Source organism: Pseudoalteromonas sp. AOP31-A2-14, assembly GCF_052378035.1.
Classification (GTDB): domain Bacteria; phylum Pseudomonadota; class Gammaproteobacteria; order Enterobacterales; family Alteromonadaceae; genus Pseudoalteromonas.
In genome coordinates this window covers 651,010-675,120 of the sequence record NZ_JBQSXI010000001.1, presented here as the reverse complement: position 1 = coordinate 675,120, position 24,111 = coordinate 651,010, and the positions used below count along the sequence as shown (strand labels likewise).

Sequence of the window (24,111 nt, the reverse complement as noted above, 5' to 3'; positions counted from 1 at the left end):
TTCAAATTGCGCGGTTTTTTTATTTTTTATTAACTTTATAGAAGATCTAGCTTTTTAAGCTCTTTCATTGCCAACTGGCCAGAAAGGGGTACATAACCATCCTTTTTAACAATACCTTGGCCATCTTGTGATAGCACCATTTTTAAAAATTCAGCATCAATAGGCGCTAAAGGCTTATTTGGGTGCTTGTTTACATAAACATACAAGAAACGAGATAATGGGTATTTACCTGTTGCAACGTTCTCTAGGGTCGCATCGACAAAGTTATCGCCTTTTTTAGCCAGCGGAACCGTGCGTACACCTGATGTTTTATAACCTATACCAGAGTAACCAATCGCATTCAACGATGACGACGTTGATTGCACAACAGAAGCCGAACCAGGCTGTTCATTTACGTTGTTACGAAAATCCCCTTTACATAAAGCTTTCTTCTTGAAGTAACCATAAGTCCCAGACACAGAATTACGACCATAAAGCTGGACATCGCGCGAAGCCCAATCACCAGTTAAACCTATTTCACTCCAGCGATTAACTTGTTTAGTAGCACCACATTTGCGAGTTGATGAGAAAATTGCATCAACTTCATCAATGCGTAATCCCTTAATTGGATTATCCTTATGAACAAATACTGCAAGCGCATCAATTGCTACACGAACTTCCGTTGGTTTGTAACCGTAACGTTTTTCAAACGATTCTATTTCTTTTGACTTCATTTTCCGGCTCATTGGACCAAAATTTGCAGTGCCCTCTGTAAGCGCCGGTGGTGCAGTTGAAGAACCTGCCGCTTGAATTTGAATATTTACATTTGGGTAAATACGTTTATATTCTTCAGCCCAAAAAGTCATCATGTTGGCTAATGTATCAGAGCCCACTGATGAAAAGTTACCTGAAATACCACTTACTTTTTGATATTCAGGTATTGTTTTATCGACTGCCATAACCTGTGCAGAAGCAAACGTTGTTACAGCTACACTAATTGCAGCGACTAAATTTTTAAATTTCATAAAGGGTTAACTCCGATTTATTCGTTCCATTTCTTAACTGCGCCCTACTCTAAAGTGACTAGATGACAGTTAAATTACTATGGTGTGACAGTTTTATGACTTTAGCAGGCTATTATTGTTTAATTTCAAAATTTCTAGTCAGTAAAGAACAACTTGAAAACCTATTTATTTCAAAAAGTTAAATATAAATTCAACTAGATTTCAGGCTATTTACAATTTTCTCTTTAGCAAAAGAAAATGAGAAAACCGAGCCTTTTCCTAATTTACTCTTAATGTTCAAATGGCTATCGTGTCTAGTTAACACATGTTTGGTAATAGCCAAGCCAAGCCCAGATCCACCGGTGATGCGACTGCGCGCCTTATCAACTCGGTAAAAACGCTCCGTTAACCGATTTATATGCTCAGGGGCAATACCATCACCATTATCAGTTACACTAAACTGAGCTTGATCATTTTTTAACTGCCACAACACATTTATCACCCCACCAGGTTTTGTATAATGAATGGCGTTAAACACCAAATTTGAAAACGCGCTGCGTAGCTCATCTCCCGAACCTTTAATATCTAAACTTTCATTAATATTAAAAATCAGCTGATGGTTTTTATCTTGATTAATTGATTGCGCTTCAGTTTTGATATAGCTCAGCATTTGCGGCACATTGACTGGTTTATCATTGTCCTGTCGACGTGCACCTTCAATACGTGACAGCGACAACAGCTGATTTACCAAGCTATCCATGCGCTGACACTGTCCAAGCATGGTATTTTGCGCTTTATGCCACATTGCCGGGGGCGGTAAATTATCACCGTCAAGCATCTCTAAATAACCAGTTACCACCGTAAGCGGTGTTCGTAGCTCATGAGAAACATTAGCAACAAAGTCCTTACGCATTTGTTCAAGTTGTTTTAATCGGGTGACATCGCGCACCACCATCAACTGATAGCTAGCATAAGGCATTACTCGAAACTCAAGTACTTGTTTATGTCCACTATCAAGCTCTAATGCTTCATCAAACGACTCTAATTGCATATATTTAGCAAATTTGGGGTCACGAATTAAGTTATCTAAACGTTGGCCATGATCCGTTGGCCACTGTAACCCCAATACTTTTAGTGCTAGTTGGTTACACCATACGATACTTAAATCTTTTTGCAGCACCACAACTGCATCAGGAACTGCTTCAGCGCCATCTCTAAAACGGCGAATTAAATCTGCTAGCTCGTTACGTTTTTTACGATTACGATGTTGTAAATGATAAATTCCCTCAAACACTTGCTCCCATACACCCTCACCTTCTGGTGGGTTAAAGCTACGTTGGTTAAGCAACCAATCACTGAGCCTATAAAGCTGATGGTAGTGCCAAAGTAGTAATGAAAAAGATCCTAAAAATAAAAGCAAAAATGGCGCACCCACAAGCACGCCAATTAATAGCAGAGGTAAAAAATACATAAACAGGCGCTTTGCTAGCGCCTGTTTATTAACAACTCGATACATACACTTACTTTACCTTTATGTACGTGGGCTTAGCCTACGTGTTTTTATAATTTACTTGAAAAGCGATAACCGGCACCACGCACTGTTTGAACTAGTCTGTCATGGCCTAACGACGCTATAGCTGTACGTAAACGACGAATATGTACATCAACCGTTCTATCTTCCACATACACGTTCGTACCCCACACATGATCCAACAGCTGCTCTCGACTATAAACACGTTCAGGATGAGTCATAAAAAAATGAAGTAGTCTAAACTCAGTAGGTCCCATATCCAGTTCACTACCCTCAGAGGTAACACGGTGAGAAATAGGATCAAGCTTTAAGCCATGCACTTCTATTGCTTCTTCAAGTGATGTAGGTGCAACACGGCGGATAACCGCTTTAATTCGCGCCATTAGCTCTTTTGGTGAAAAAGGCTTAGTAACATAATCATCAGCCCCTACTTCTAGCCCCCGCACTTTATCTTCTTCTTCACCACGTGCGGTCAGCATAATAATAGGGATTTTACGAGTATATTCGTTTTCTTTAAACTTTTTCGCAACTTGAATACCGCTACCACCGGGTAACATCCAATCCAGTAAAACCATATCTGGGTACGGTTCTACCATCGCCGCAATTGCAGAATCGTAATCTTGTGCTTCAACTGCTTGAAAACCATTTTGTTCCAATACAAAAACTAACATTTCTCTAATTGGTGCTTCGTCATCGACGACTAATACTTTACGTGCCATTGAATTTAATCTCTTTCGTTACCGAACTAGTTTTCATTATTATGACTAAGTATGACATTTTTATGAAAGTGTAACGTGTTATTTGAAATGAGACTAAAAAAAACACAAATTAGCCTAACAAAGGTCCAAATAATTACATTTCTAGCTAATCCTACTTTACCTAAAACGAAGTTTAGGCTGGATCACTAAATTATCAACCTTGCTAACTCAGATCAGACAAATACCAACCAGATCAATTTTAGGATCATATTTATACCCACTGCTGTTGCTAAACCCTTGATCTTTTGTTCAGCTAAAATTTTCATCGTTTACTTTTAAAACAATCATCAGCGGCTTAGCTAAGATCGTTAGTATAAATCTGATCTTTAAATCACTTACTTAGTAAAATAATGATCTTGAATAACTCACTTGGTATAACTTTGATCTCAGATCAAAAAAGCCAGCAACTTAAAAAGTGCTGGCTTTTAAATAACTTGAACTTAGAGTTAACTAAATTAAATTTGTTTAGCTATTTGATCTTAGGATCAAGCTCACCTGATAGATATTTCAAGTGCATTTCATCAAGTGAAATGGGCTTAATCTTGTTTGCTTGCCCCGCAGTGCCAAAAGCTTCATAACGAGCAATACAAATTTCAGACATCGCCTTGGTCGCTTCTGCTAAATATTTACGCGGGTCAAAGTTAGCTGGATTTTGCGCTAAATGACGACGAATAGCCCCTGTTGATGCTAAGCGTAAGTCAGTATCTATATTCACTTTACGGACACCAAACTTAATACCCTCAACAATTTGGTCAACCGGTACACCGTAAGTTTCAGGAATTTCGCCACCATATTGATTAATGATCTCTAACCATTCTTGTGGCACTGACGATGAACCATGCATTACTAAATGAGTATCAGGAATACGTGCATGAATCGCTTTAATACGGTCAATCGCTAAAATATCATCTGTAGGCGGGCGAGTAAATTTATAAGCACCGTGTGATGTACCACATGCGATTGCTAATGCATCAACATGAGTTTTACGCACAAAATCAGCCGCTTCTTCAGGATTGGTAAGCATTTGTTCTGCAGTTAGTTTACCTTCAGCGCCAACACCATCTTCTTCGCCAGCTTCGCCCGTTTCAAGCGATCCTAATACGCCCAGCTCGCCTTCAACTGATACACCACACGAATGTGCCATTTCAACAGTTTGACGGGTTACATCTACATTGTAGTCGTACTTTGATGGGGTTTTACCGTCGGTCATTAATGAGCCATCCATCATTACTGATGAAAAACCTAATTGAATTGAACGTTGGCAAACACCCGGTGAGGTACCATGATCTTGATGCATAACAACAGGAATATGTGGCCACTCTTCTACAGCAGCTAAAATCATGTGACGAATAAATGGGGCGCCGGCATAAGCTCGAGCTCCAGCTGAACCTTGAACAATTACAGGGCTATTAGTTTTATCAGCCGCTTCCATAATTGCGCGCATTTGCTCTTGGTTATTTACGTTAAAAGCAGGTACGCCATAACCATTTTCAGCTGCATGATCAAGAAGTTGTCGCATACTGATTAAAGCCATTGGGGATTCTCCAAATTGTATCGATAGCAGTTTTCTACCATCTAGTTTGAACGGATTTGTTAAGGTCAATGCACTTAGGCATCACGGTAACAACTAGTAATTACCAGCCTTAACCGTTAAACCATTAATAAAATAAGGGTGAGAGGTATTTTATTAATGGTGTTTAACGTGATGTTTTACCACCACGTTATCGCGCGCAAATTACTTAGCGCGCTCTTCAAGCATAGCAACTGCTGGTAGTTTCTTGCCTTCTAAAAACTCAAGGAAAGCACCACCACCAGTTGAAATATACGAAATTTTATCGCTAATGTCATACTTATCAATCGCCGCTAGGGTATCACCACCACCTGCGATTGAAAACGCTTTTGAATTTGCAATTGCTTGTGCAATAGCACGAGTGCCATTACCAAACTGGTCAAATTCAAATACACCAACCGGACCATTCCATACTATAGTACCTGCATTAGCAATAATTTTTGCTAATTGATTGGCAGTATCAGGACCGATATCAAAAATCATATCTTCATCTGTTACTTCACTAACATCTTTAAGCGTTGCTACAGCTGACTCTGAAAACTCATTACCAACAACTACATCAGTAGGAACTGGGATTTCGCCGTTATTACTTTTTGCAGCTGCGCTGAGTTTATTTGCTTCATCTATCAAGCCAGCTTCAAATAATGACTTACCTACAGGGTGACCCGCTGCGGCAATAAAGGTATTGGCAATACCGCCACCGGTAACAAGTTGATCAACAACTGTTGAAAGCGAATCGAGTACTGTTAATTTAGTCGATACTTTAGAGCCACCAACAATCGCCACTAATGGACGAGCTGGATTATCAAGCGCTTTACCCAACGCTTCAAGCTCTGCTGCTAATAATGGGCCTGCACACGCCACATCTGAAAATAAACCGACACCGTGAGTTGAAGCCTGCGCGCGGTGAGCGGTACCAAATGCATCCATCACATACACGTCACAAAGTGCAGCTAGCTTTTTAGAAAGCGCTTCGTCATTTTTACTCTCGCCGTTATTAAAACGCACGTTTTCAAAAACAACCACTTCGTTATCGGTAATCTCAACGCCATCTAAGTAATTTTTTTCAAGACGTACGTTTTGCTCAAGCGCCTCATTTAAATAATCAACTACGGGAGCTAATGAAAATACTTCATCATATTCCCCTTCTGTAGGGCGGCCAAGATGTGACATAACCATTACTTTAGCGCCTTTCTCAAGGGCTAGTTTAATGCTTGGTAACGCTGCGCGAATACGTGCATCTGAGGTCACTTTACCTGCTTTAACAGGCACATTTAAATCTTCACGAATTAATACGCGTTTGCCGTTTAAATCTAAATCTGCCATCTTGATGACCGACATGGACTTCTCCTTAGTTAACAATACTGAATTATTTTTATAAATATTAATTATTTACTTACTGCTACCATTGTACGGGCAGTATCGAGCATACGATTAGCAAATCCCCATTCGTTGTCACACCACACCAGTAACTTTATCAGCCGTTTATGACTAACTCGAGTTTGTGTGCCGTCTATGATACAAGAATGTGGGTCATGATTAAAATCAACTGAAACTAATGGTTCTTCGGTATAACTTAAAATACCTTCGAGACGATCTTTTGCGGCGGCTTTTAAAGCCTTATTTACCGCTTTTAAATCAACGTCTGAATTAACGGTTACGCTTAAATCCATTGCAGTTACATTGATAGTGGGCACTCGCACCGCAATCGCTTCAAAGCGACCATGAAACTTAGGTAAAATACGCTCAATACCTCGGGCAAGTTTGGTATCAACTGGAATAATTGACTGACTCGCTGCGCGAGTACGGCGTAAATCATGATGATAAGCGTCAATTACTTGTTGATCGTGCATCGAGGCATGGATAGTCGTAATCGCCCCAGATTCAATTGAAAAGGCATCATCCAGCACTTTGATTACCGGCACAATACAGTTAGTAGTACACGACCCATTAGAGACAATCGTATGCTCAGCAATTAATTCGTCATCATTAATACCATACACAATCGTGGCATCGACATCCGCATCAGCAGGCTGAGAAAACAACACCTTTTTTGCCCCAGCGTTTAAATGTAAGTTTGCATGCTCGCGTGAGTGATAAACCCCAGAGCACTCTAGAACCACATCAACGCCTAAGGTATGCCAAGGTAATTCAGCGGGATTTTGCTCTGCAAACAATGCAATCGTATCGTTGGCGACAGTTATATCATCTTCCCCTAAAGTGACAGGGAAGCTAAAACGCCCATGAGAGGTATCGTATTTAAGGAGATGGGCAATGCCCTCTGGTGCTGCTAATTCGTTGATTGCTACAATTTTTATTTGTTCATCAAGCCCGGTTTCGTACAGCGCACGTACTATATTTCGTCCGATTCGACCAAAACCATTGATTGCAAGTTTGATTGCCATGAGAAAGAAAATCCACTCTATTTGCTTGCACAAAAGGCCACAGCCTTTTTAGATGGCTGTATTGTAATCGACCTTGCAGGTTTTTATAAGAGCTTAACAGCAGAAACTTAAAATTAACCTAAGTTAGGGAGATTAATTTTGGAACTTACATAACGCCTTACGAATTACGTTGGTTACCAATAACGAAGTCACCATTATGACAACACAATAAAGCACAATCATAGTATTATTTAGAGGCTGCGCAATAACGTCACCATTAGTCCCCACACATAAGTTGGTACTGTAATCAAAAGCGCCACCATTATCTAGGCAGCTATCAGCCAATAAAAAACCATGTAAAAACCACACTATCACTAAACTCACAGCGACCCCCACTAATGAAGGTATAAAACTACGTTGCATATATAAACCTGTAAAATAAAATCCTGCTAAAAACGTTTTAACTAGCAAAATAAGCAAAACTGCTTAAGCATTTTTGTTTCGCTGTCATTTTTATTAACCGCCTCACGCTCTGCGCACCTCATTTGTGCCAAATTAGCTTTAGTTACAAAACGTTTAACAGCTGCTCATTAATTCATTGTCAAAACTTAACTGAGACTTTCCAACACTACGACTTGTTTTAACGGAACCACACATTTGCTACCTCCATATAATCACCTTACACACAAGACAGCAAAATTGGTATTTACCTTCAAGAACTTATTAGTTATTTGGCGGGGTCTTATCAAACTCCGTAATAGTATTTAACTCTTTTAACCAAAAGGGGCTTGAACGACACCAAATTTGTGCTTTAGGAATAAGTTGTTCACGTTCTTGAACAGCGCCTAATCTCAAGCCGTATACTTTATCGCCCGCGCCCACAGATGTTGCATATAAAGACGTACCGCAATTACCACAAACCCCCTGCGCTCGCTTGTTGCCACTTTCAGCAACTTTTATATACTCTTTTGGTGTAGTTGCAGTAAAAGTAACTGCATTAGGCTGCGACATGACCACTGTACGAAATGGGCCACTCGACATTTCTTGGCAATCTGTGCAATGGCAGTTTATTACTTTGGTCGCATCAACCTTTGCTTTATAAGTTACTTCGCCACAATGACAACGTCCGGTAATTTCCATAATGCTTCCTAAGTAAAGCTTTAGCTATGTTACGTCATAATTGGCCACTTTACTTTAAACACCCCCTTATACCCAGCACTCTTTGTTGCGAATTTAATTTCTCGTCTCTAGCGATGTTTATACTGTGTTTTACAATGGCTGCGCGTAATGGCTGGGTTACGTAATTTTAAATGTTTAGTGGAACGCCCATTATGGCGCTTACGCCACACTTTAAATGAACCTGGGGAGACGTTATTACGCATAAAGTTAACCAACTCAGTATGATTTAATCCATACAAATACTCTATGGCTTCAAAAGGCGTGCGATCTTCCCACGCCATTTCGATAATTCTTGATGTATCACTACTATTAAACTGCATAACTCATCCAAAATACGCTTATACGCAATGGTTGTTCATTTGGGTCATGACATTTCTTAGCTTATATTTACTTCCCACGGTGGATTTAATCGATTATCACCCAATATAGCTTGATTTTATTTCCAGCTGAGTCAGTCAAATTTTCTTCTCGCCATAAATGACGCTGTTCAACCGTTTAAGTATTAAATTGAATGCCTTTCGTTTTTAGTAACTCAATCCATTCTTTTAAATTATCATTTTCGAAATATATGATGGCACCGTTAATAAATACAATGTCAGCGAGTATCAATGAAAGCGTAGCTTTATTAGCATATTAAAACGAGCATAGCGAGGGGGTTAATGACTTGCGTAAAGCATAAGGTGATGTAAAGGTTATTAGTTTGTTCAATGTCAATGACAGGAAGCGTTACTTGGTTGAGGCTCATCATAATTGCTTCCTAATCGTTAAAGTAGGCAGCAATTATAAAACCTCAACTTAGCTTAAAAGGTCAAATTAATAATTTGAAGGTTGATATTACAACGCTTGATAGCGATTTGCTTGCTTTATACTAGCAAAGTCATTAAAGCGAACACCATGTTGTTTCATAACCAGAAGGATTTTTTTACTTAGCATTTGACGCAAATAAAATGGCTGATTTGGTACAAAATGGTGAATTGTATGGGTATGACCAAAGTTAAAACAAAATAAATTAAACGGTGCAAATAAGCGGCTAGTTAAGACATGAGTTTGTTCAAGCATATTATTAACGCCACCATAATAATGCATGCTTGAAGTAACAAAGTTAAGTGAACTTGAGCGCACTATATTAGGCACAATCAACACGACCATTAAAAATTCAAATACAGCCATAATACCTAATACTAGCGCGGGTGAGTTAGCTTCAAGTGGCAAAAATAAGTTAGTTAAATGGAACACAATCACACTATATAAAATTGCAAAATACGCAGTGGTTACCGGAAAACCCGCGTTAAACACTTTAAAAAAACTAAAGTTTTTAATTTCTTTACTAAAGCGTTTAGAGTTCACTAACAAACCGAGCAAACCATCAACAATCACTAAAGTGCGTAATAATGGGTTTTTAATGCCATTACCTACCAGACGTTCTTCTAAGTCTTGTGCAGTACCTGACACCTTGTGATGATGCAAATGCATTTTACGGCGATACCAGGGACTGATTGTATTAGGTCGCATTAACCATACAGTCAACATCATAAAATTGTGTATAAAGGGCTGATTACTAAAGTACTGTTTATGGATAAGGTCGTGTTCAAGTTCATGGGAGATAGAAGTCGCTATTGCGGCTAACACAATACATAACCACGCAGGGATGATAGCAAGATAATAGAGTGCACCAACTCCAATCAAGGCAGCGAGAGATAACAATAAAATAGCCATTCCAAGAGTGTTCTGATGGGCTAATAACGGATGCTTTTGGCGAAGCTTAGCCTCTTCATCTTTAATTGCCTTAACAATGGCTTGAATATTTTCTTTAGCACTTAACGTATTCATGAGTAGCAACTGATAATCAAATTTAGTGTAATAATACCCGAATCTTCTACCCACGCCAAAATAATTTGAAAACCTACGCCATTATTCACCGGCAACTTATAGGTACACTATTAAATCATCAACCTTGGCCTTTATGCCCTATCCATCTGTTATCCAGTTAACTTTTAGAATTACATATATCTAATTTGATAGTATCAGCCAATGCTTTAGGTAAGCGCTATAAAAATTTACCTGGTATATAGCCTAATGCACATGCGGGTCCAAGTGTGATCAATGAAAATATTGCCTGTCTAAAGTAGCTAGAGAAATGTGCTTATCATAAATATAATGAAATAGCAGCGATATCACTACGCCACTACGGATAATTAGCCCCAGTGCACTGAATATTTTTTTATTTTCACATCCGCTTGTTTATCTATTGAACCCCTCATATTTTTATAACTAAAAACTAAGGAGCATTTCGCTCAGACGGTGTCGTTTTAAAGTCACCAACCATATTATGAGGATCAACTAGTGAACGCTGCTCTTTTGCCGCTTTCGCCCACCAAATTAGTTGATTAAAGGTTCGAGAAAAATAATCAAACCAAGCGCTTTGCTCTTCACCTGCTTGTAGTGCCCCATCTTCTAAAAATATATCTTGCGCTTTTGGTATATGAATCATAGCAGAAACGGGTAAGCAACCTAGCTCAGCTAAAAATGTTCGCATACCAACAGCGGCACGCATCCCCCCCCATTGTCCTGCTGAATAGGTAACAATTGCACTAGGTTTATAAGCAAATAGTGAGCTACCAAAGTGGTTTAATAAATGCGCTAATGCGGGGCTCATTGAATGATTATATTCAGGGCTTATCATTACAAAAGCATCTGCGGATTTTATTTTAGCGGCCAGCTCATTAAGTGCCGCAGGAGCCTTACCTTCAAGGTAGGAAAACTGTGGTTTAAAAACATGTTCAAGCGGGTATTCAAGTGCATCAATAACCTCCACCTCATGCTCACTATAGCGATTTGTAAAGCACTCAATGCTGGCTTTTGCTACACGCTCACCAAGTCGTGCTGGTTTAGGAGGAGTGCTATCACGAACAGTCCCCAAAAAAACGAGAATTTTCATTGTTAGATTCCCTTTATTTAATTTCGATTATAAACTAACCATATAAGAGTTAATTTATTGATTCAATCAATTGTAGGAATTAGTAGGTTTAATTTTCGGGGTTAACTTTATTGCGTTAGGTTTAACTTTTAAACTTTAAGACATGACCCATTCATTAACTCGCTTCGAACAATCAATCGCGTTACTTTGAATAGCGCTCGGGTTCTCGCATACACAAATATCGGGCATAAAAAAACCTCAGCTAAAACTAGCTGAGGTTATAAGAAGTGGTACCAGCGGCCGGACTCGAACCGGCACGCCTTTCGGCAGGGGATTTTGAATCCCCCATGTATACCAATTTCATCACGCTGGCATCATTTTTCTTTAACCTTCTAACACGAGAAGATAAAGAAAAACCACTTTAGAGCAAACGCTTATTTATGCTTTTGTCTCTATGAAAAGTATTATACAAACAATGAGGTCACCAGCAAGCGTTTTTTACTAAATCACTCTCAACCGCTTAACAATTAAGCAACGATTAACATTCTCTGATATGGCGTCACTTACCAGAGCTAGCATTTGTTACCTTATTTGCTAAACTAGCACGCATATTAACTTTGTGAGTTTGTTTATGTCTGATGAATTTCCACGGGCTGGTTTTTGGCGCCGTTTTGCATCTTTAGTTTACGATTTTTTAGTGGTTATTGCCTTTGCAATGTTAACTACGGTGCTTTTTTTGGTGGCTATACAAGGTTTTATTTCTGCCGATTTAATGAGTTTAAATGGCGCTGAAGATGTCTCTGCACTAATTCAAAACTCACCAATATTGTACGGTGTTCGCAGCGCTCTACTAGTGGTTGTTAGCGTGTTGTTTTTTGCTTATTTTTGGACTAAAAGTGGCCAAACTATTGGTATGAGAGCATGGCGCTTAAAAGTACAAACCCTTGAAGGTAATTTAATAAGCTGGCCACAAGCGGTTATTCGCTCGCTTGGCTCTTTACTTGGTTTAGGTAACTTACTTGTATTAGTAGATTTAAAGAATAAACAGGCACTACAAGATTACATTGCTAAAACGGAAGTCGTTGCCTTAAGCAAAGAAGAAAACAAACGCATTTATCAATCACTTAATTAATTAAGCACTTTTAACAACAAGTAGCGTAAATTGCGCGCGGATTAAATCATCACCGGGTTAATCAACGAATCCCGACAATTACCTCGCGCTAATACTTAAATACGCTTGTTCAGTAAGTACGTCGCAAAGCCAATAAAAATCAGACTTGGTAATACAGCACCAATAATGGCCGGTATTTGATACACCATAACCACAGGGCCAAATATTTCATTGGTTAAATGAAAAGCAATTCCTGTCACGACCCCCATCACAATACGTGCGCCCATAGTCACGGTTCTAAGTGGCCCAAATATAAACGACAGAGCCACTAATAACATTACCGCAATTGACACAGGCTGCATTATTTTTCGCCATAATGCGAGTTCATAGGTACTGGTATTTTGTTCATTTTGCTTTAAATAACCAAGGTATGACCAAAGTCCAGTGAACGACAGTGACTCTGGCTTAACCGACACTACACCGAGCTTTTCGGCGGTTAATTGTGATGGGTAAAATAATTCTTTTTGTTGCTCAGTGGTAATTTCTTGCTCGTTAATAATCACCTTATTAACGTCGCGTAGTTGCCAGCCCCTATCTTGATGAATCGCTTCATTGGCTTTAGTAATTTGTGTGAGTTGCAATGATTTATCAAAATGATATAAATGTACACCATGTAGGTTACCACTTTGATCTACATCTTCTATATTTATGAAGTTATTGCCATCTTTAGCCCATACGCCTTGTTGAGCATTAAATACATCACTACCGTGTATCGCGTGATTACGCATCTCCTTGGCTTTGAGTTGCGCCTCTGGTGCTCCCCACTCGCCAAGCGCCATCATACAAATAGCCATAAATATTGCGGTTTTCATTACTGAAATAATAATTTGCAAGCGTGACATACCCGCCGCCTGCATCACTACCAGTTCACTATTAGAAGCCAATGCGCCGAGCCCTGTTAAGCCACCAATTAATGCGGCCATCGGGAAAAACACCACTAAATCGCCCGGCATACTGTATACGGTGTACAGCAAAGCAGTGGTAATATCATAACTCCCTCGGCCGACAGAGTTTAACTGCTCTATAAATTTAATAAGGGTACTTATGCCAACCAATACCATTAATGCAAAACCCGTGGTTTGAATTATGCTGCGGCCTAAATACCAATCAAGCGTTTTCATCATGCGCTTAACTCCCGCTTTGTGATCACCGCTTTTAGCCAAACGCCTAAAGGTCGGCCTTTAATAATCAATAAACCACCAATAAATAATGCACTTAAATGAATCCACCATAACCCTATGGAAGGCGGGATTTTTCCGCCTTCAACCGCAAATTTAGCTGTATTTAATAAAATAAAGTACCCTAAATACAAGCTAATCGCAGGCACTAGTTTAGCAAACTTACCTTGACGTGGATTAACCACACTTAGTGGCACGGCTAATAATGTCAGTAATGGAATAGATAACGGAATAGCAATGCGCCACTGCCACTGGGCAATTGCTTCTGGGGTTTTCATCGAGAATAAATCAGCTGTTGGCACAGCTTCAAGCTTTCGCCGTTGGTGCTCTATTTCTTTGTCTTGAATTTGCACACTGTAGCCGTCGAACTCAGTTAAGTTAAGTTTGGGCGTTAAGCCGTCAGTTTCATACCGCTTGCCATCACTTAAAATAAGTTGTTGCTCGCCACTTTCTTGTTCAACCATCACACCGCGCTCTGCATAAACTAAACGCGCAAGGTTATCTTTTTCGCTATCAGGAAGTTGTGCTACAAATACTTTATGTAATTCTTTTCCGCCATTTTCAATATTATGAATAAACACCACGGCTTTTTCGTTACCTGTTTGCTGAAACCGCCCCGCTCTAAGTGCAGATAGCCCAGCATCAGCTTTAGCTTTTTCTTTTAGCTGGTACTCTTGCTCGCTAGCCCAAGGTGCAACATATAGGGTCAATACACCGGCAAAAATAGCCAAGACAACACTGGATATTAACGTCACACGTACAACATACCATTCGCTCACCCCACACGCTTTAAGAACCGTCATTTCACTGTCAGCATAAATGCGGCTGTAGGCAAGGATGATCCCTAAAAATATACTCAAAGGTAAAATTAAAGAAGCTAACTGCGGCAGTTTTAGTGCGATCATCGACAACACTAACTGGGCAGGAACACCGCCATCGGAGGCGTCACTTAAAATAACAACAAACTTCTGTGACACAAAAATAGTCATCAAAGTAATAAATACGGCGACCTGCGATTTTAATACTTCAGTGGTCAAATAACGGAAAATTAGCAATGCTCGCCCCTGTTAAACATAGTGTTTTACTGCAATTGTAGGAAATTTTAAGTAAACTTAACGTTTTAGTCGTTTTATTATATGTCATCGACATTAAATATCATACCTAGCAGCAGGATATAATGTTGCTTTAGTGGTATTGATGGCTACAAAAGTATAAAGTTCAAAAAGACATAATAAGCCTGTCTTTATAGGCTAATATTAGAGTTAATAAACTAAAATGTAAGAAAGGCTTCGAAAGTCGAATTTCTTACCCCTATTAAATAGGTTATATGACTCAAAATCAGGAGTGACAATGGAATTTAGCGTAAAAAGTGGTAGTCCCGAAAAGCAACGTAGCGCATGTATTGTAGTTGGCGTTTATGAGCCACGTCGTTTATCCCCCATTGGTGAACAACTAGATAAGATTAGCGATGGTTATATCTCAAATTTATTACGCCGTGGCGACCTAGAAGGTAAACCAGGGCAGGTATTACTATTGCATCATGTACCTAACGTACTGAGCGAACGCGTACTATTAGTTGGTTGTGGTAAAGAGCGTGAACTAGACGACAAGCAATATAAGCAAATTATCTCAAAAACCATTGATACCCTTAATGAAACAGGGTCAATGGAAGCGGTATGCTTTTTAACCGAGCAACATGTTAAAAGCCGCGACACCTACTGGAAAGTACGCCAAGCTGTTGAAACAACACAAGACTGCTTATACACCTTTAATCAATTAAAAAGTAAAAAGAGCGATCCGCGTCGTCCGCTTCGTAAAATTGTGTTTAATGTACCTACACGCCGTGAACTTACCATTGGTGAAAGTGCTGTTGAGCATGGTCTTGCAATTGCTGCCGGTAGCAAATTATGCAAAGACGTGGCGAACATGCCACCAAATATCTGTAATCCAGTTTTTCTAGGTGAACAAGCACAAGAACTTGCCACTCAATTTGCCAACGTAACAGTTGACCTAATTGGTGAAGAAAAAATGGCTGAGTTAGGTATGAATTCATACTTAGCTGTGGGCCGTGGTAGCGATAACGAATCAGTTATGTCAGTTATTAATTACCAAGGTGCTACGAAAGATCAAGCCCCTATAGTGCTGGTTGGTAAAGGCTTAACCTTCGACTCTGGTGGGATTTCTTTAAAACCTGGCGAAGCCATGGACGAAATGAAATACGACATGGGCGGTGCGGCTGGCGTTATTGGTGCAATGCGTGCGCTAGTGCAAATGCAATTACCTATCAACGTTATTGGTGTTTTAGCAGGCTGTGAAAATATGCCAAGTTCAAATGCATATCGTCCGGGTGATATTTTAACCACCATGTCAGGACAAACCGTTGAAGTGCTCAATACCGACGCCGAAGGCCGTTTAGTATTATGTGATGCGCTAACCTATGTTGAGCGTTTTGAGCCTGAAACTGTGGTTGATGTTGCTACCTTAACCGGTGCTTGTATTGTTGCTTTAGGTGCTCATGCAACTGGCCTGTTGTCAAACCATAATCCACTTGCCCACGACTTATTAAAAGCGTCTGAGCAAAGTGGTGATCGCGCTTGGCAATTACCACTTTGGGATGATTATCAGGATCAACTTGAAAGCCCATTTGCAGACTTCACCAATTTAGGAGGTCGTTCTGCAGGGACGATTACCGCTGCGTGTTTCTTGTCTAAGTTCACTAAAAAATACAACTGGGCGCATTTAGATATTGCAGGCACAGCATGGCGCAGTGGTAAAAATAAAGGCGCAACTGGCCGGCCGGTTCCAATGTTAACCCAGTACCTACTTAATCGGGCTGGAATAAGCGAAACAAGCCAAGACTAACGGCTAAGAACCTGAATAAAGGCGCCTCTTGGCGCCTTTATTATTAGCGCTTTAATGAGCGTATTAATTGAAGCACACCCCGTTCTGTGGCAAAATCGCTGCTCTAATTTATGAGTACTAATTAGTTTCATATTCAATGCAATGGGAAGCCCCAATACAATGAGCATCAACGCCCAATTTTTTGTTCTTAAGCAACAAGATAAGTCGCTAGCAAAAGCTGATGACCACGTTCGCTTAGCTACACAAATTGCAAGTGAACAGTATCGCCAGGGTCAGCGTGTTTTTATTTTTGTTGATAACACCGATATTGCTCATGCTATTGATGAAACGATTTGGTCATTCAACCCCGACAGTTTTGTGCCTCACAACCTACAAGGTGAAGGCCCAAAAGGTGGTGCGCCCGTTGAAATAGGCACCACCCCACCGGTTGGCAATCGTAAAGTTTTAATAAATTTGGCCGCACACCTTCCGGATTTTATTCGTCGGTTTAACCAAGTTTTTGATTTTGTGCCCGTTGAAGCCACAGCTAAGCAAGCCGCCCGTGAGCGTTTTAAAAAGCTGCGCCAACTAGGTGCCAATATCACCACCAAAGATATTAATAGCTAAAATACCCAAAGGGAAATAGCTCACTAATTCATTTAAGTATTTATTTAAGGTTCTGTGTAATGGATAAAACCTACAATCCGCAAGATATCGAACAATCGCTTTATCAAGACTGGGAAGAAAAAGGCTACTTTAAACCTTCAGGCAAAGGCGACGCATATTCAATTATGATTCCACCGCCAAATGTCACCGGTAGCTTACACATGGGCCACGCCTTCCAAGATACCATTATGGATACCTTAACGCGTTTTAAACGTATGCAAGGCAACAACACATTATGGCAAGTAGGTACTGATCATGCGGGTATTGCTACGCAAATGTTGGTTGAGCGCAAACTGGCTGCCGAAGAAGGTAAAACACGCCATGACTTGGGCCGTGATGCCTTCATCGATAAGATTTGGGACTGGAAAAACCACTCTGGCGGAACTATTACTAAACAACTTCGTCGCCTTGGTGCGTCGGTTGATTGGGAGCGTGAACGCTTTACCATGGACGATGGTTTATCTGACGCCGTTAAAGAAGTATTTGTTCGCCTTCACAAAGAAAACTTAATCTACCGTGGCAAACGCCTCGTAAACTGGGATCCAAAACTACACACTGCAATTTCAGACCTTGAAGTTGAAAACAAAGACAGACAAGGCCATATGTGGCACTTACGTTACCCGTTAGCTGATGGTGTTAAAACGCAAGATGGTAAAGACTATATTGTTGTAGCCACCACCCGCCCAGAAACTATGCTAGGTGATTCAGGTGTTGCAGTAAATCCAGATGATGAACGCTATGAAGACTTAATTGGTAAAGATATTTTACTGCCGATTGTTAATCGCCGTATTAAAATTGTCGCTGATGAACATGCCGATAAAGACAAAGGCACAGGTTGCGTAAAAATCACACCTGCACATGATTTTAACGATAACGAAGTAGGTAAACGTCATCAAATGCCGATGATCAACATCTTTAATAAAGATGCGGCCATATTAAGTCAAGGTGAAACCTTCACCTTTGATGGTAAAGAGCTTAAATTTGATGCGCCAATACCTGAGCGCCTGCATAACCTTGACCGTTTTGCTGCGCGTAAAGCGATTGTGGCTGAATTTGAAGAGCTTGACCTACTTGAAAAAATTGAAGATCACGGCCTAACCGTTCCTTACGGCGATCGTTCTGGCGTAGTCATTGAACCACTACTAACTGATCAATGGTATGTACGTGTTGCACCGCTGGCCGAGCCTGCAAAAGACGCTGTTAAAAATGGCGATATTCAATTTGTGCCACAGCAATACGAAAACATGTACTTTTCATGGATGAACGACGTACAAGATTGGTGTATTTCGCGTCAGCTTTGGTGGGGGCATCGTATTCCAGCTTGGTATGACAACGAAGGCAATGTATTTGTTGGCCGTGATGAGGCCGAAGTACGCCGTGAAAATAATATCGCCGACGATGTTGCACTTAGCCAAGACGAAGACGTACTTGACACTTGGTTCTCATCTGCACTTTGGACCTTCTCAACCCAAGGTTGGCCAGCCAATACTGAAGACTTAAAAACCTTCCATCCATCTGACGTGTTGGTAACAGGTTTTGATATTATATTCTTCTGGGTGGCGCGTATGATCATGATGACCATGCACTTCATTAAAGATGATGACGGCAAGCCACAAGTACCGTTTAAAACCGTCTATGTAACGGGGCTTATTCGCGATGAAAATGGCGATAAAATGTCTAAATCAAAAGGTAATGTACTCGACCCTATCGATATGATTGACGGTATCGGCCTTGAAAGCTTAGTAACCAAGCGTACCAGTAACTTAATGCAAGCAAAGGTCGCTAAAAAAATTGAAAAAGACACCCGTAAAACGTTTGATAATGGCATTGAAGCCCACGGTACTGATGCATTACGTTTTACTTTAGCAGCAATGGCGTCAACCGGTCGTGACATCAACTGGGATATGAATCGCCTTGAAGGTTACCGTAACTTCTGTAATAAGTTATGGAACGCCAGCCGTTACGTACTTATGAATACTGAAGAACAAGACTGCGGCTTTAACGAAGCCGAAAAACAGTACTCACTTGCTGATCGTTGGGTTTTAGGGCAATTTGAGTCAACAGTTAAAACCTACACTGAGCACTTAGATAACTACCGTTTTGATTTAGCAGCTAACACGCTTTATGAATTTACTTGGAACCAGTTCTGCGATTGGTACTTAGAGCTAACTAAGCCTATTTTATTCAAAGGCAATGAAGCACAGCAACGTGGTACACGTCATACGCTAATAACTGTACTTGAGAGCTTACTGCGTTTGATGCACCCAATGATGCCATACATCACTGAAACGATTTGGCAGCGCGTTGCGCCACTTGCAGGCATTGAAACTGCAAATACCAGTATCATGGTACAAGCATTCCCTGTTTATAATGCAGCAAGCGTTGACGCAAAAGCGATGGACGATTTAGAGTGGGTTAAACAGTTTATTATCGCGATTCGTAATATTCGTGGTGAAATGGATATCAGCCCAAGCAAACCTTTATCAGTCTTGTTAGCTAACGCATCAAGCGATGACGTGCGTCGTATTAAAGAAAACGAAGCATTCTTAGCCTCACTTGCTAAAATTGAAGAATTTACTTTGCTTGATAATAAAGACGACGCTCCTGCTTGTGCAACGTCATACGTTGGCAACCTTGAGATCATGATCCCAATGGCAGGCCTTATTGATGTTGAAGCTGAGCTTGCTCGTATAGCTAAACAACTTGAAAAGGCAGAGAAAGGCCTGGCACAAGTACAAAACAAACTTGCTAACGAAAAGTTTGTTAACAATGCACCTGAAGCCGTACTCGCTAAAGAGAATGATAAACTTGCTGAGTTTAGCGATGCCAAAGCTAAACTATTAGAGCAAAAAGTTAAAATAGAAAGCTTATAATTAAGCTGTTACGGATGGCTTACGCCATTCGTAAACAGTTAATTTATAAGTATAAAAAAAAGCCGCTTACTTCATTTTGCTGTAAGCGGCTTTTTTGTGTCTAGGCTCTAGGCTCTAGGCTCTAGGCTCTAGGCAGAATTAGAATGTGTAGTTGTACTGAGCACCTAATAATACTGCATGACCTTTTGATTCAAAAGACCATTGCTGTGGTAGCGTTTCACTTTCTACTTTTTCAGTAAAGTTTTGTGTTTTACCACGTAATACGCTCACACCTAAATCAACGTTTGAGTTTTGATCAATCGCATAGTTACCACCAAACGAGAACCAAAAACGGTCTGTATCAGGGATAGAAATTGATAAATGCTGTTGTGATACTGGTGATTCATCAAACGCAAAACCAGCACGAAGCATTAAATTTTCACTGTACTGGTAATCAGTACCGATTGAGTAACGCATTGCATCAGAGAAATCTTCTGTTTTTTCAAACGCACTGAACTTGCCACCTGTAGGTGCAGTAACTTGTGCTTCTAATGAGTCAAAGCTGCTCCAACCTGTCCATAATACGCTGTAGTGAACGCCTAGCTTTTCATCTAACTGGTGAGAACCTGAGAACTCAGCAATTGCTGGTAGTGTAATTTCAACTGAGCCAGGTAATTCAACTTGACCGTTTAACCCACCAGGAATAAATGAAGGTAGTTCATTCGAGTACTCACCTTCAAAAGTAATATCTGTTTCTGTACGGTAATTAAAACCAAAGCGGCTATTTTCATCTAATTGGTACATTAAACCAACGTTTAAGCCGTAACCCATGTCATCACCTTCAAGGTGAACAGCATCAGCACTTGCAGGAATAGATGCAATAGCAGGGTTTACAGGAGGTACTACGCCAAACTTACGAATAATCTTCGCTTCTGCATAAATTGCATTTAAACCAATACCAAAACTGAACTGCTCAGATACTTTATAAGCAACACTTGCGTTCATGTTTACAGTAACAATTTCAGTTTCACCAGCAATTTGGCCAGCTGCGTAATCATCGTTAAACTCAGTGGCAAGGCCAAAGTTAGAAAATGCACCAAAACCAAATGATACTTTTTCATTCACTGGCATAGTGAAGTAACCTGCAGGAATAAAGGCACTTGGCGCAATGCTATCATCATCAAGTACACTTTCATCTAAACCATAAGCCGCACTTTCGCCTTCAAGACTCACATCTGGAATTACAGCAATACCCGCTACAGAAATTTGCTTGTCTTTGAATAACGACATAAGCGCAGGATTACGTGCAATAACTGACGCATCATCAGCTACAGCTGCTTCACCAGCATAAGCACGGCCTAAACCTGATGCACTATGCTCTGCAAGTTGGAAAGCGGCAGCAAAGCTATCAGCCGACATAACAGCAAGTGATGCTGCAATAAGTGTTTTAGTGAGTTTCATCTGTTGTTTCCTTATCCAAATTTAATTTGGTTGTGTGTTATTTTGATAATTAAAAACTTTCGTACAGTACCTTAAAACAAATCAAAAAACTGTAAACTTTAGTTAAAAAACCGTAAAAAACCCATTTTTTAACAGCTAGGTAACAGTTTTTTAAAACTCATCCGACAAGCAAAAGCAAAAATCAAATTGTAATTAATTATCATTTAGATTGACAGTGATGGTTACTCATTTTAAACTCACGCTATCGCAGCTTTTCAAGAGTTATTATGATTATTATTGGATTTATTTTAGCTGCACTCATTTTTTGTGGTGCCAGTGTGTTTTGTTTTTGTAAAGCAAACTACTGCGCCTGTACGCAAGCAGGTCAATGCGACAACCCTGTAAATCATTACTGGTTAGGTGCGATACTAAGCGCATTAATTGCATTACTATTATGCTCTGCTGCGCTTCATTCAGAAAAAGGGAGTATATTATGGTTGGTGTTAATGGCAAGCTGCTTTAGTGGTGCATTATTATCAGCTAGGCAATCTGCTAAACGTCGCTGTGATAAGTCATCCACTAAATCAGCAAGTGCTCTTTCAACAAACGAGCCAAATTAATTTGGTGATCAAGGGATTTAATGCTGGCAATGATTTTAAGTTCATTGTTACCTTCACTTAAATCCACATCCTTTGCAGTAATATAATGGTTGTATTTCACGTTATAAAAAATATCTAGCGGTAGCTTAGGCTGGCATAAGTCGTGTAATAATGCGCCCATAGCCAGCTCGTGCACTGTTTGTGCTTTATAGCCCAGGTATTTAGCAAACACAGTAATTAGATCATATCTCTTATGGTTACGAAACACCGATGCAACTATATCCCTCGCAATATCATCGAGTAACGACACATTAATCTTTAAGCCCAAGGTTAAATCGCTATAAAGTGACTGTAACTTACGTGTGTGCTGATCAAAGTTAACACTGGCTTTTGCAAATTCTTGCTCAACATTGCTCTCTTTTTTAGTTTTCTTTTTTGCGATGCTTTAGGGGTTGGTTTTAGAGCAGCTACTTTTGATGGGTTGTGGGTTGATACTTTCTAGGTACCGCAATATCTCTTTGAGTAAAATCAATTAACAGCACCTCTGCCCCTTCAGATATTAATCACTGAATAATAAATTTATCACGCACTAAACCGCGAGTTTTAATCTTTATCTTGGCTGAAGTTCAGAAATGGGTAAAGTAATAAGCATAAATTGTTTTACGGTTTTTTGAAATGATGACTTTTATTATCAACGATCAACCCAAATACGACCTCGTTACTACTTAAAATCAAATTGGCTATTTATAAAATAGCGCGAGTTAGCGAGTTTTGAAGATTGAAATCACTCAAAATATGTCAATATTTGCGCAGTCTAACTCGCTAACTCTACCTTCAAGCCATTGGTCACTTATTCTTGAAAGTAAGTGCCCCAGCCGTCATATTCAACATCACATTGCTTTGCTAAAGCCTCAAGCTTATCAACGTCTTCCATTATAACTTCAACATTGAGCTCAGCTTCAACTACAATATCAAAGCTCCATACTTTCTCACCGTCTTCTAATTCAAGCTCAGCGGGCTCTTCAACATCATAACCTAATTTAAAAGCAGCTAATGCTGCTTGCTCTAGTTTAGCAAAGTCTTCACATACAAAGTGATGCTCAACCTCATAAAGTATTTCAGGATCTGAGCCATCTTCAAGCAATGAGGTGACAATGTCTTCACTAATTTCGCGCCAATTTTCCATTATTTGTTTCTCACTTGAGCATCTAATTCTGTTATTTTAGCAGCCATTATCTGATGAACGCGAGTCGCATGTTCGCGAGCACTCTGTTGTTTATCTAAATTTATTGGCGCTAACATTTCAAGGTAAATTGTACCATTGTCCCAGCGATTTAGCTTTATGGTTTTATGTGTCGTGCTCATACAAACAGGCACAATAGGCACACTGGCATTTAAAGCTGTACGAAAAGCCCCTGTTTTAAAAGGTAATAATCCTCGACCATAGCTGCGAGTACCTTCAGGAAACATCCATACCGACAAACCTTTTTGCTTAATTTTATTCGCTGATTTTGAAATTGTTCCCGCCGCTTTGGAGCTATTTTTACGGTCAATCAAAATATTTCCCGACAACCAATATAGCTGACCAAAAAATGGGATCCATTTTAGACTTTTTTTACCTAAGCTAACGCAGTTTTTAGGCACCATGGCAGGTAGTGTAAAAATATCATAGTTGTTTTGGTGGTTGGCCACATAAACAGCGGGCCCATTATTTTCAGATCCTTGTGCATAACTTAGTTCAAGTTTAACCCCTAATAAGCGTGCCATTTGTCCAAACCAACCTGAAACAATATGCACATTATTACTATGAAAAGGCTTGGCCAAGCATAGTATAAGTCCCACTATACAACTTAAAATAATAAATAATGCCATGATTATAATACGAAAAAAAGCTAACAACAAAATTCTCCTCAACAAACACAGTGCGTATTATAGCGTTATTTAAAGCGCATCACGAGAGTTAAGCGCACACTTGTACGCTTAAAATATCATTTCCAATATATTTCAGATAATTAGCAGTTTTATTTTTAATTGATATAAAT

22 protein-coding genes and 1 tRNA gene are annotated in these 24,111 nt (G+C 39.8%); 5 read left to right on the top strand and 18 right to left on the bottom strand.

The genetic code is table 11. The features are described from left to right. Nucleotides 1-35: 35 nt before the first annotated feature. The 12 genes from ACT3S9_RS03140 to ACT3S9_RS03085 form a co-directional block, all read right to left on the bottom strand. Nucleotides 36-1,004, bottom strand: coding sequence for a PstS family phosphate ABC transporter substrate-binding protein (locus tag ACT3S9_RS03140; RefSeq protein ID WP_441836306.1), 969 nt, complete (start codon nucleotides 1,002-1,004; stop codon nucleotides 36-38). Nucleotides 1,005-1,194: 190 nt separating this feature from the next. Next, nucleotides 1,195-2,499, bottom strand: coding sequence for a phosphate regulon sensor histidine kinase PhoR (gene phoR, locus ACT3S9_RS03135; RefSeq protein ID WP_441836307.1), 1,305 nt, complete (start codon nucleotides 2,497-2,499; stop codon nucleotides 1,195-1,197). Between the two features lie 44 nt (nucleotides 2,500-2,543). Next, on the bottom strand, nucleotides 2,544-3,233 hold the full coding sequence (phoB, locus tag ACT3S9_RS03130) for a phosphate regulon transcriptional regulator PhoB (protein WP_441836308.1): 690 nt from the start codon (nucleotides 3,231-3,233) through the stop codon (nucleotides 2,544-2,546). A gap of 508 nt (nucleotides 3,234-3,741) precedes the next feature. Further along, nucleotides 3,742-4,806, bottom strand: coding sequence for a class II fructose-bisphosphate aldolase (fba, locus tag ACT3S9_RS03125; protein WP_441836309.1), 1,065 nt, complete (start codon nucleotides 4,804-4,806; stop codon nucleotides 3,742-3,744). Between the two features lie 201 nt (nucleotides 4,807-5,007). Further along, on the bottom strand, nucleotides 5,008-6,183 hold the full coding sequence (locus ACT3S9_RS03120) for a phosphoglycerate kinase (RefSeq protein ID WP_441836310.1): 1,176 nt from the start codon (nucleotides 6,181-6,183) through the stop codon (nucleotides 5,008-5,010). A gap of 47 nt (nucleotides 6,184-6,230) precedes the next feature. Continuing rightward, on the bottom strand, nucleotides 6,231-7,247 hold the full coding sequence (gene epd, locus ACT3S9_RS03115) for an erythrose-4-phosphate dehydrogenase (protein ID WP_441836311.1): 1,017 nt from the start codon (nucleotides 7,245-7,247) through the stop codon (nucleotides 6,231-6,233). A 132-nt stretch (nucleotides 7,248-7,379) separates the two neighbouring features. Then, on the bottom strand, nucleotides 7,380-7,649 hold the full coding sequence (locus tag ACT3S9_RS03110) for a hypothetical protein (RefSeq protein WP_441992926.1): 270 nt from the start codon (nucleotides 7,647-7,649) through the stop codon (nucleotides 7,380-7,382). 300 nt (nucleotides 7,650-7,949) lie between these two features. After that, nucleotides 7,950-8,366, bottom strand: coding sequence for a GFA family protein (locus tag ACT3S9_RS03105; RefSeq protein ID WP_441835999.1), 417 nt, complete (start codon nucleotides 8,364-8,366; stop codon nucleotides 7,950-7,952). A 107-nt stretch (nucleotides 8,367-8,473) separates the two neighbouring features. Continuing rightward, on the bottom strand, nucleotides 8,474-8,725 hold the full coding sequence (locus tag ACT3S9_RS03100) for a TIGR03643 family protein (RefSeq protein ID WP_441835998.1): 252 nt from the start codon (nucleotides 8,723-8,725) through the stop codon (nucleotides 8,474-8,476). A gap of 514 nt (nucleotides 8,726-9,239) precedes the next feature. Next, entirely contained in the window at nucleotides 9,240-10,235 is a 996-nt protein-coding gene (locus ACT3S9_RS03095; protein ID WP_441835997.1) for a fatty acid desaturase, read from the bottom strand. Between the two features lie 448 nt (nucleotides 10,236-10,683). Continuing rightward, nucleotides 10,684-11,343, bottom strand: a complete 660-nt coding sequence (locus tag ACT3S9_RS03090; protein WP_441835996.1) for an NADPH-dependent FMN reductase — start codon at nucleotides 11,341-11,343, stop codon at nucleotides 10,684-10,686. A 267-nt stretch (nucleotides 11,344-11,610) separates the two neighbouring features. Then, a tRNA-Leu gene (locus tag ACT3S9_RS03085) sits at nucleotides 11,611-11,695 on the bottom strand. Nucleotides 11,696-11,953: 258 nt separating this feature from the next. Here ACT3S9_RS03085 and ACT3S9_RS03080 point away from each other — a divergent pair. Beyond that, nucleotides 11,954-12,454 carry an RDD family protein gene (locus ACT3S9_RS03080; protein ID WP_441835995.1) on the top strand — a complete coding sequence of 167 codons (501 nt, stop codon included), beginning with the start codon at nucleotides 11,954-11,956 and terminating at the stop codon, nucleotides 12,452-12,454. A gap of 95 nt (nucleotides 12,455-12,549) precedes the next feature. On the opposite strand, the gene lptG is transcribed toward ACT3S9_RS03080, so the two are convergent. Both lptG and lptF read right to left on the bottom strand, forming a co-directional pair. Then, the gene (gene lptG, locus ACT3S9_RS03075; protein ID WP_441835994.1) at nucleotides 12,550-13,617 is read right to left on the bottom strand and encodes an LPS export ABC transporter permease LptG; all 1,068 of its coding nucleotides are present in this window, start codon (nucleotides 13,615-13,617) and stop codon (nucleotides 12,550-12,552) included. Further along, entirely contained in the window at nucleotides 13,614-14,726 is a 1,113-nt protein-coding gene (gene lptF, locus ACT3S9_RS03070; protein ID WP_441835993.1) for an LPS export ABC transporter permease LptF, read from the bottom strand. Before lptF ends, lptG begins: the two co-directional genes overlap by 4 nt. Nucleotides 14,727-15,021: 295 nt before the next feature. Between lptF and pepA the strand changes: the two genes are divergently transcribed. From pepA to ACT3S9_RS03055, 3 genes are all read left to right on the top strand, one after another. Beyond that, nucleotides 15,022-16,533 (top strand): leucyl aminopeptidase, encoded by a 1,512-nt coding sequence (gene pepA, locus ACT3S9_RS03065; protein WP_441835992.1) that lies wholly within the window; start codon nucleotides 15,022-15,024, stop codon nucleotides 16,531-16,533. Nucleotides 16,534-16,692: 159 nt separating this feature from the next. Next, a complete protein-coding gene (locus ACT3S9_RS03060; RefSeq protein WP_441835991.1) occupies nucleotides 16,693-17,139 on the top strand; it encodes a DNA polymerase III subunit chi in 447 nt (148 codons plus the stop codon). Nucleotides 17,140-17,198: 59 nt separating this feature from the next. After that, complete coding sequence (locus tag ACT3S9_RS03055) at nucleotides 17,199-20,051, top strand: valine--tRNA ligase (protein WP_441994567.1); 2,853 nt, start codon at nucleotides 17,199-17,201, stop codon at nucleotides 20,049-20,051. Nucleotides 20,052-20,189: 138 nt separating this feature from the next. Here the strand turns inward: ACT3S9_RS03055 and ACT3S9_RS03050 are convergent, their stop codons facing one another. After that, on the bottom strand, nucleotides 20,190-21,491 hold the full coding sequence (locus tag ACT3S9_RS03050) for an outer membrane protein transport protein (RefSeq protein WP_441993052.1): 1,302 nt from the start codon (nucleotides 21,489-21,491) through the stop codon (nucleotides 20,190-20,192). A 269-nt stretch (nucleotides 21,492-21,760) separates the two neighbouring features. Here ACT3S9_RS03050 and ACT3S9_RS03045 point away from each other — a divergent pair, with 269 nt between their 5' ends. After that, nucleotides 21,761-22,090: a hypothetical protein gene (locus ACT3S9_RS03045; RefSeq protein ID WP_441833859.1), complete on the top strand. Its 330-nt coding sequence runs from the start codon at nucleotides 21,761-21,763 to the stop codon at nucleotides 22,088-22,090. Here the strand turns inward: ACT3S9_RS03045 and ACT3S9_RS03040 are convergent. The 3 genes from ACT3S9_RS03040 to ACT3S9_RS03030 form a co-directional block, all read right to left on the bottom strand. After that, nucleotides 22,050-22,379, bottom strand: a complete 330-nt coding sequence (locus ACT3S9_RS03040) for a hypothetical protein (RefSeq protein ID WP_441833858.1) — start codon at nucleotides 22,377-22,379, stop codon at nucleotides 22,050-22,052. The genes ACT3S9_RS03045 and ACT3S9_RS03040 overlap by 41 nt on opposite strands. A gap of 540 nt (nucleotides 22,380-22,919) precedes the next feature. Next, nucleotides 22,920-23,255, bottom strand: coding sequence for a ribonuclease E inhibitor RraB (gene rraB, locus ACT3S9_RS03035; RefSeq protein WP_441833857.1), 336 nt, complete (start codon nucleotides 23,253-23,255; stop codon nucleotides 22,920-22,922). Next, complete coding sequence (locus tag ACT3S9_RS03030) at nucleotides 23,255-23,968, bottom strand: 1-acylglycerol-3-phosphate O-acyltransferase (protein ID WP_441833856.1); 714 nt, start codon at nucleotides 23,966-23,968, stop codon at nucleotides 23,255-23,257. Before ACT3S9_RS03030 ends, rraB begins: the two co-directional genes overlap by 1 nt. Nucleotides 23,969-24,111 lie beyond the last annotated feature (143 nt).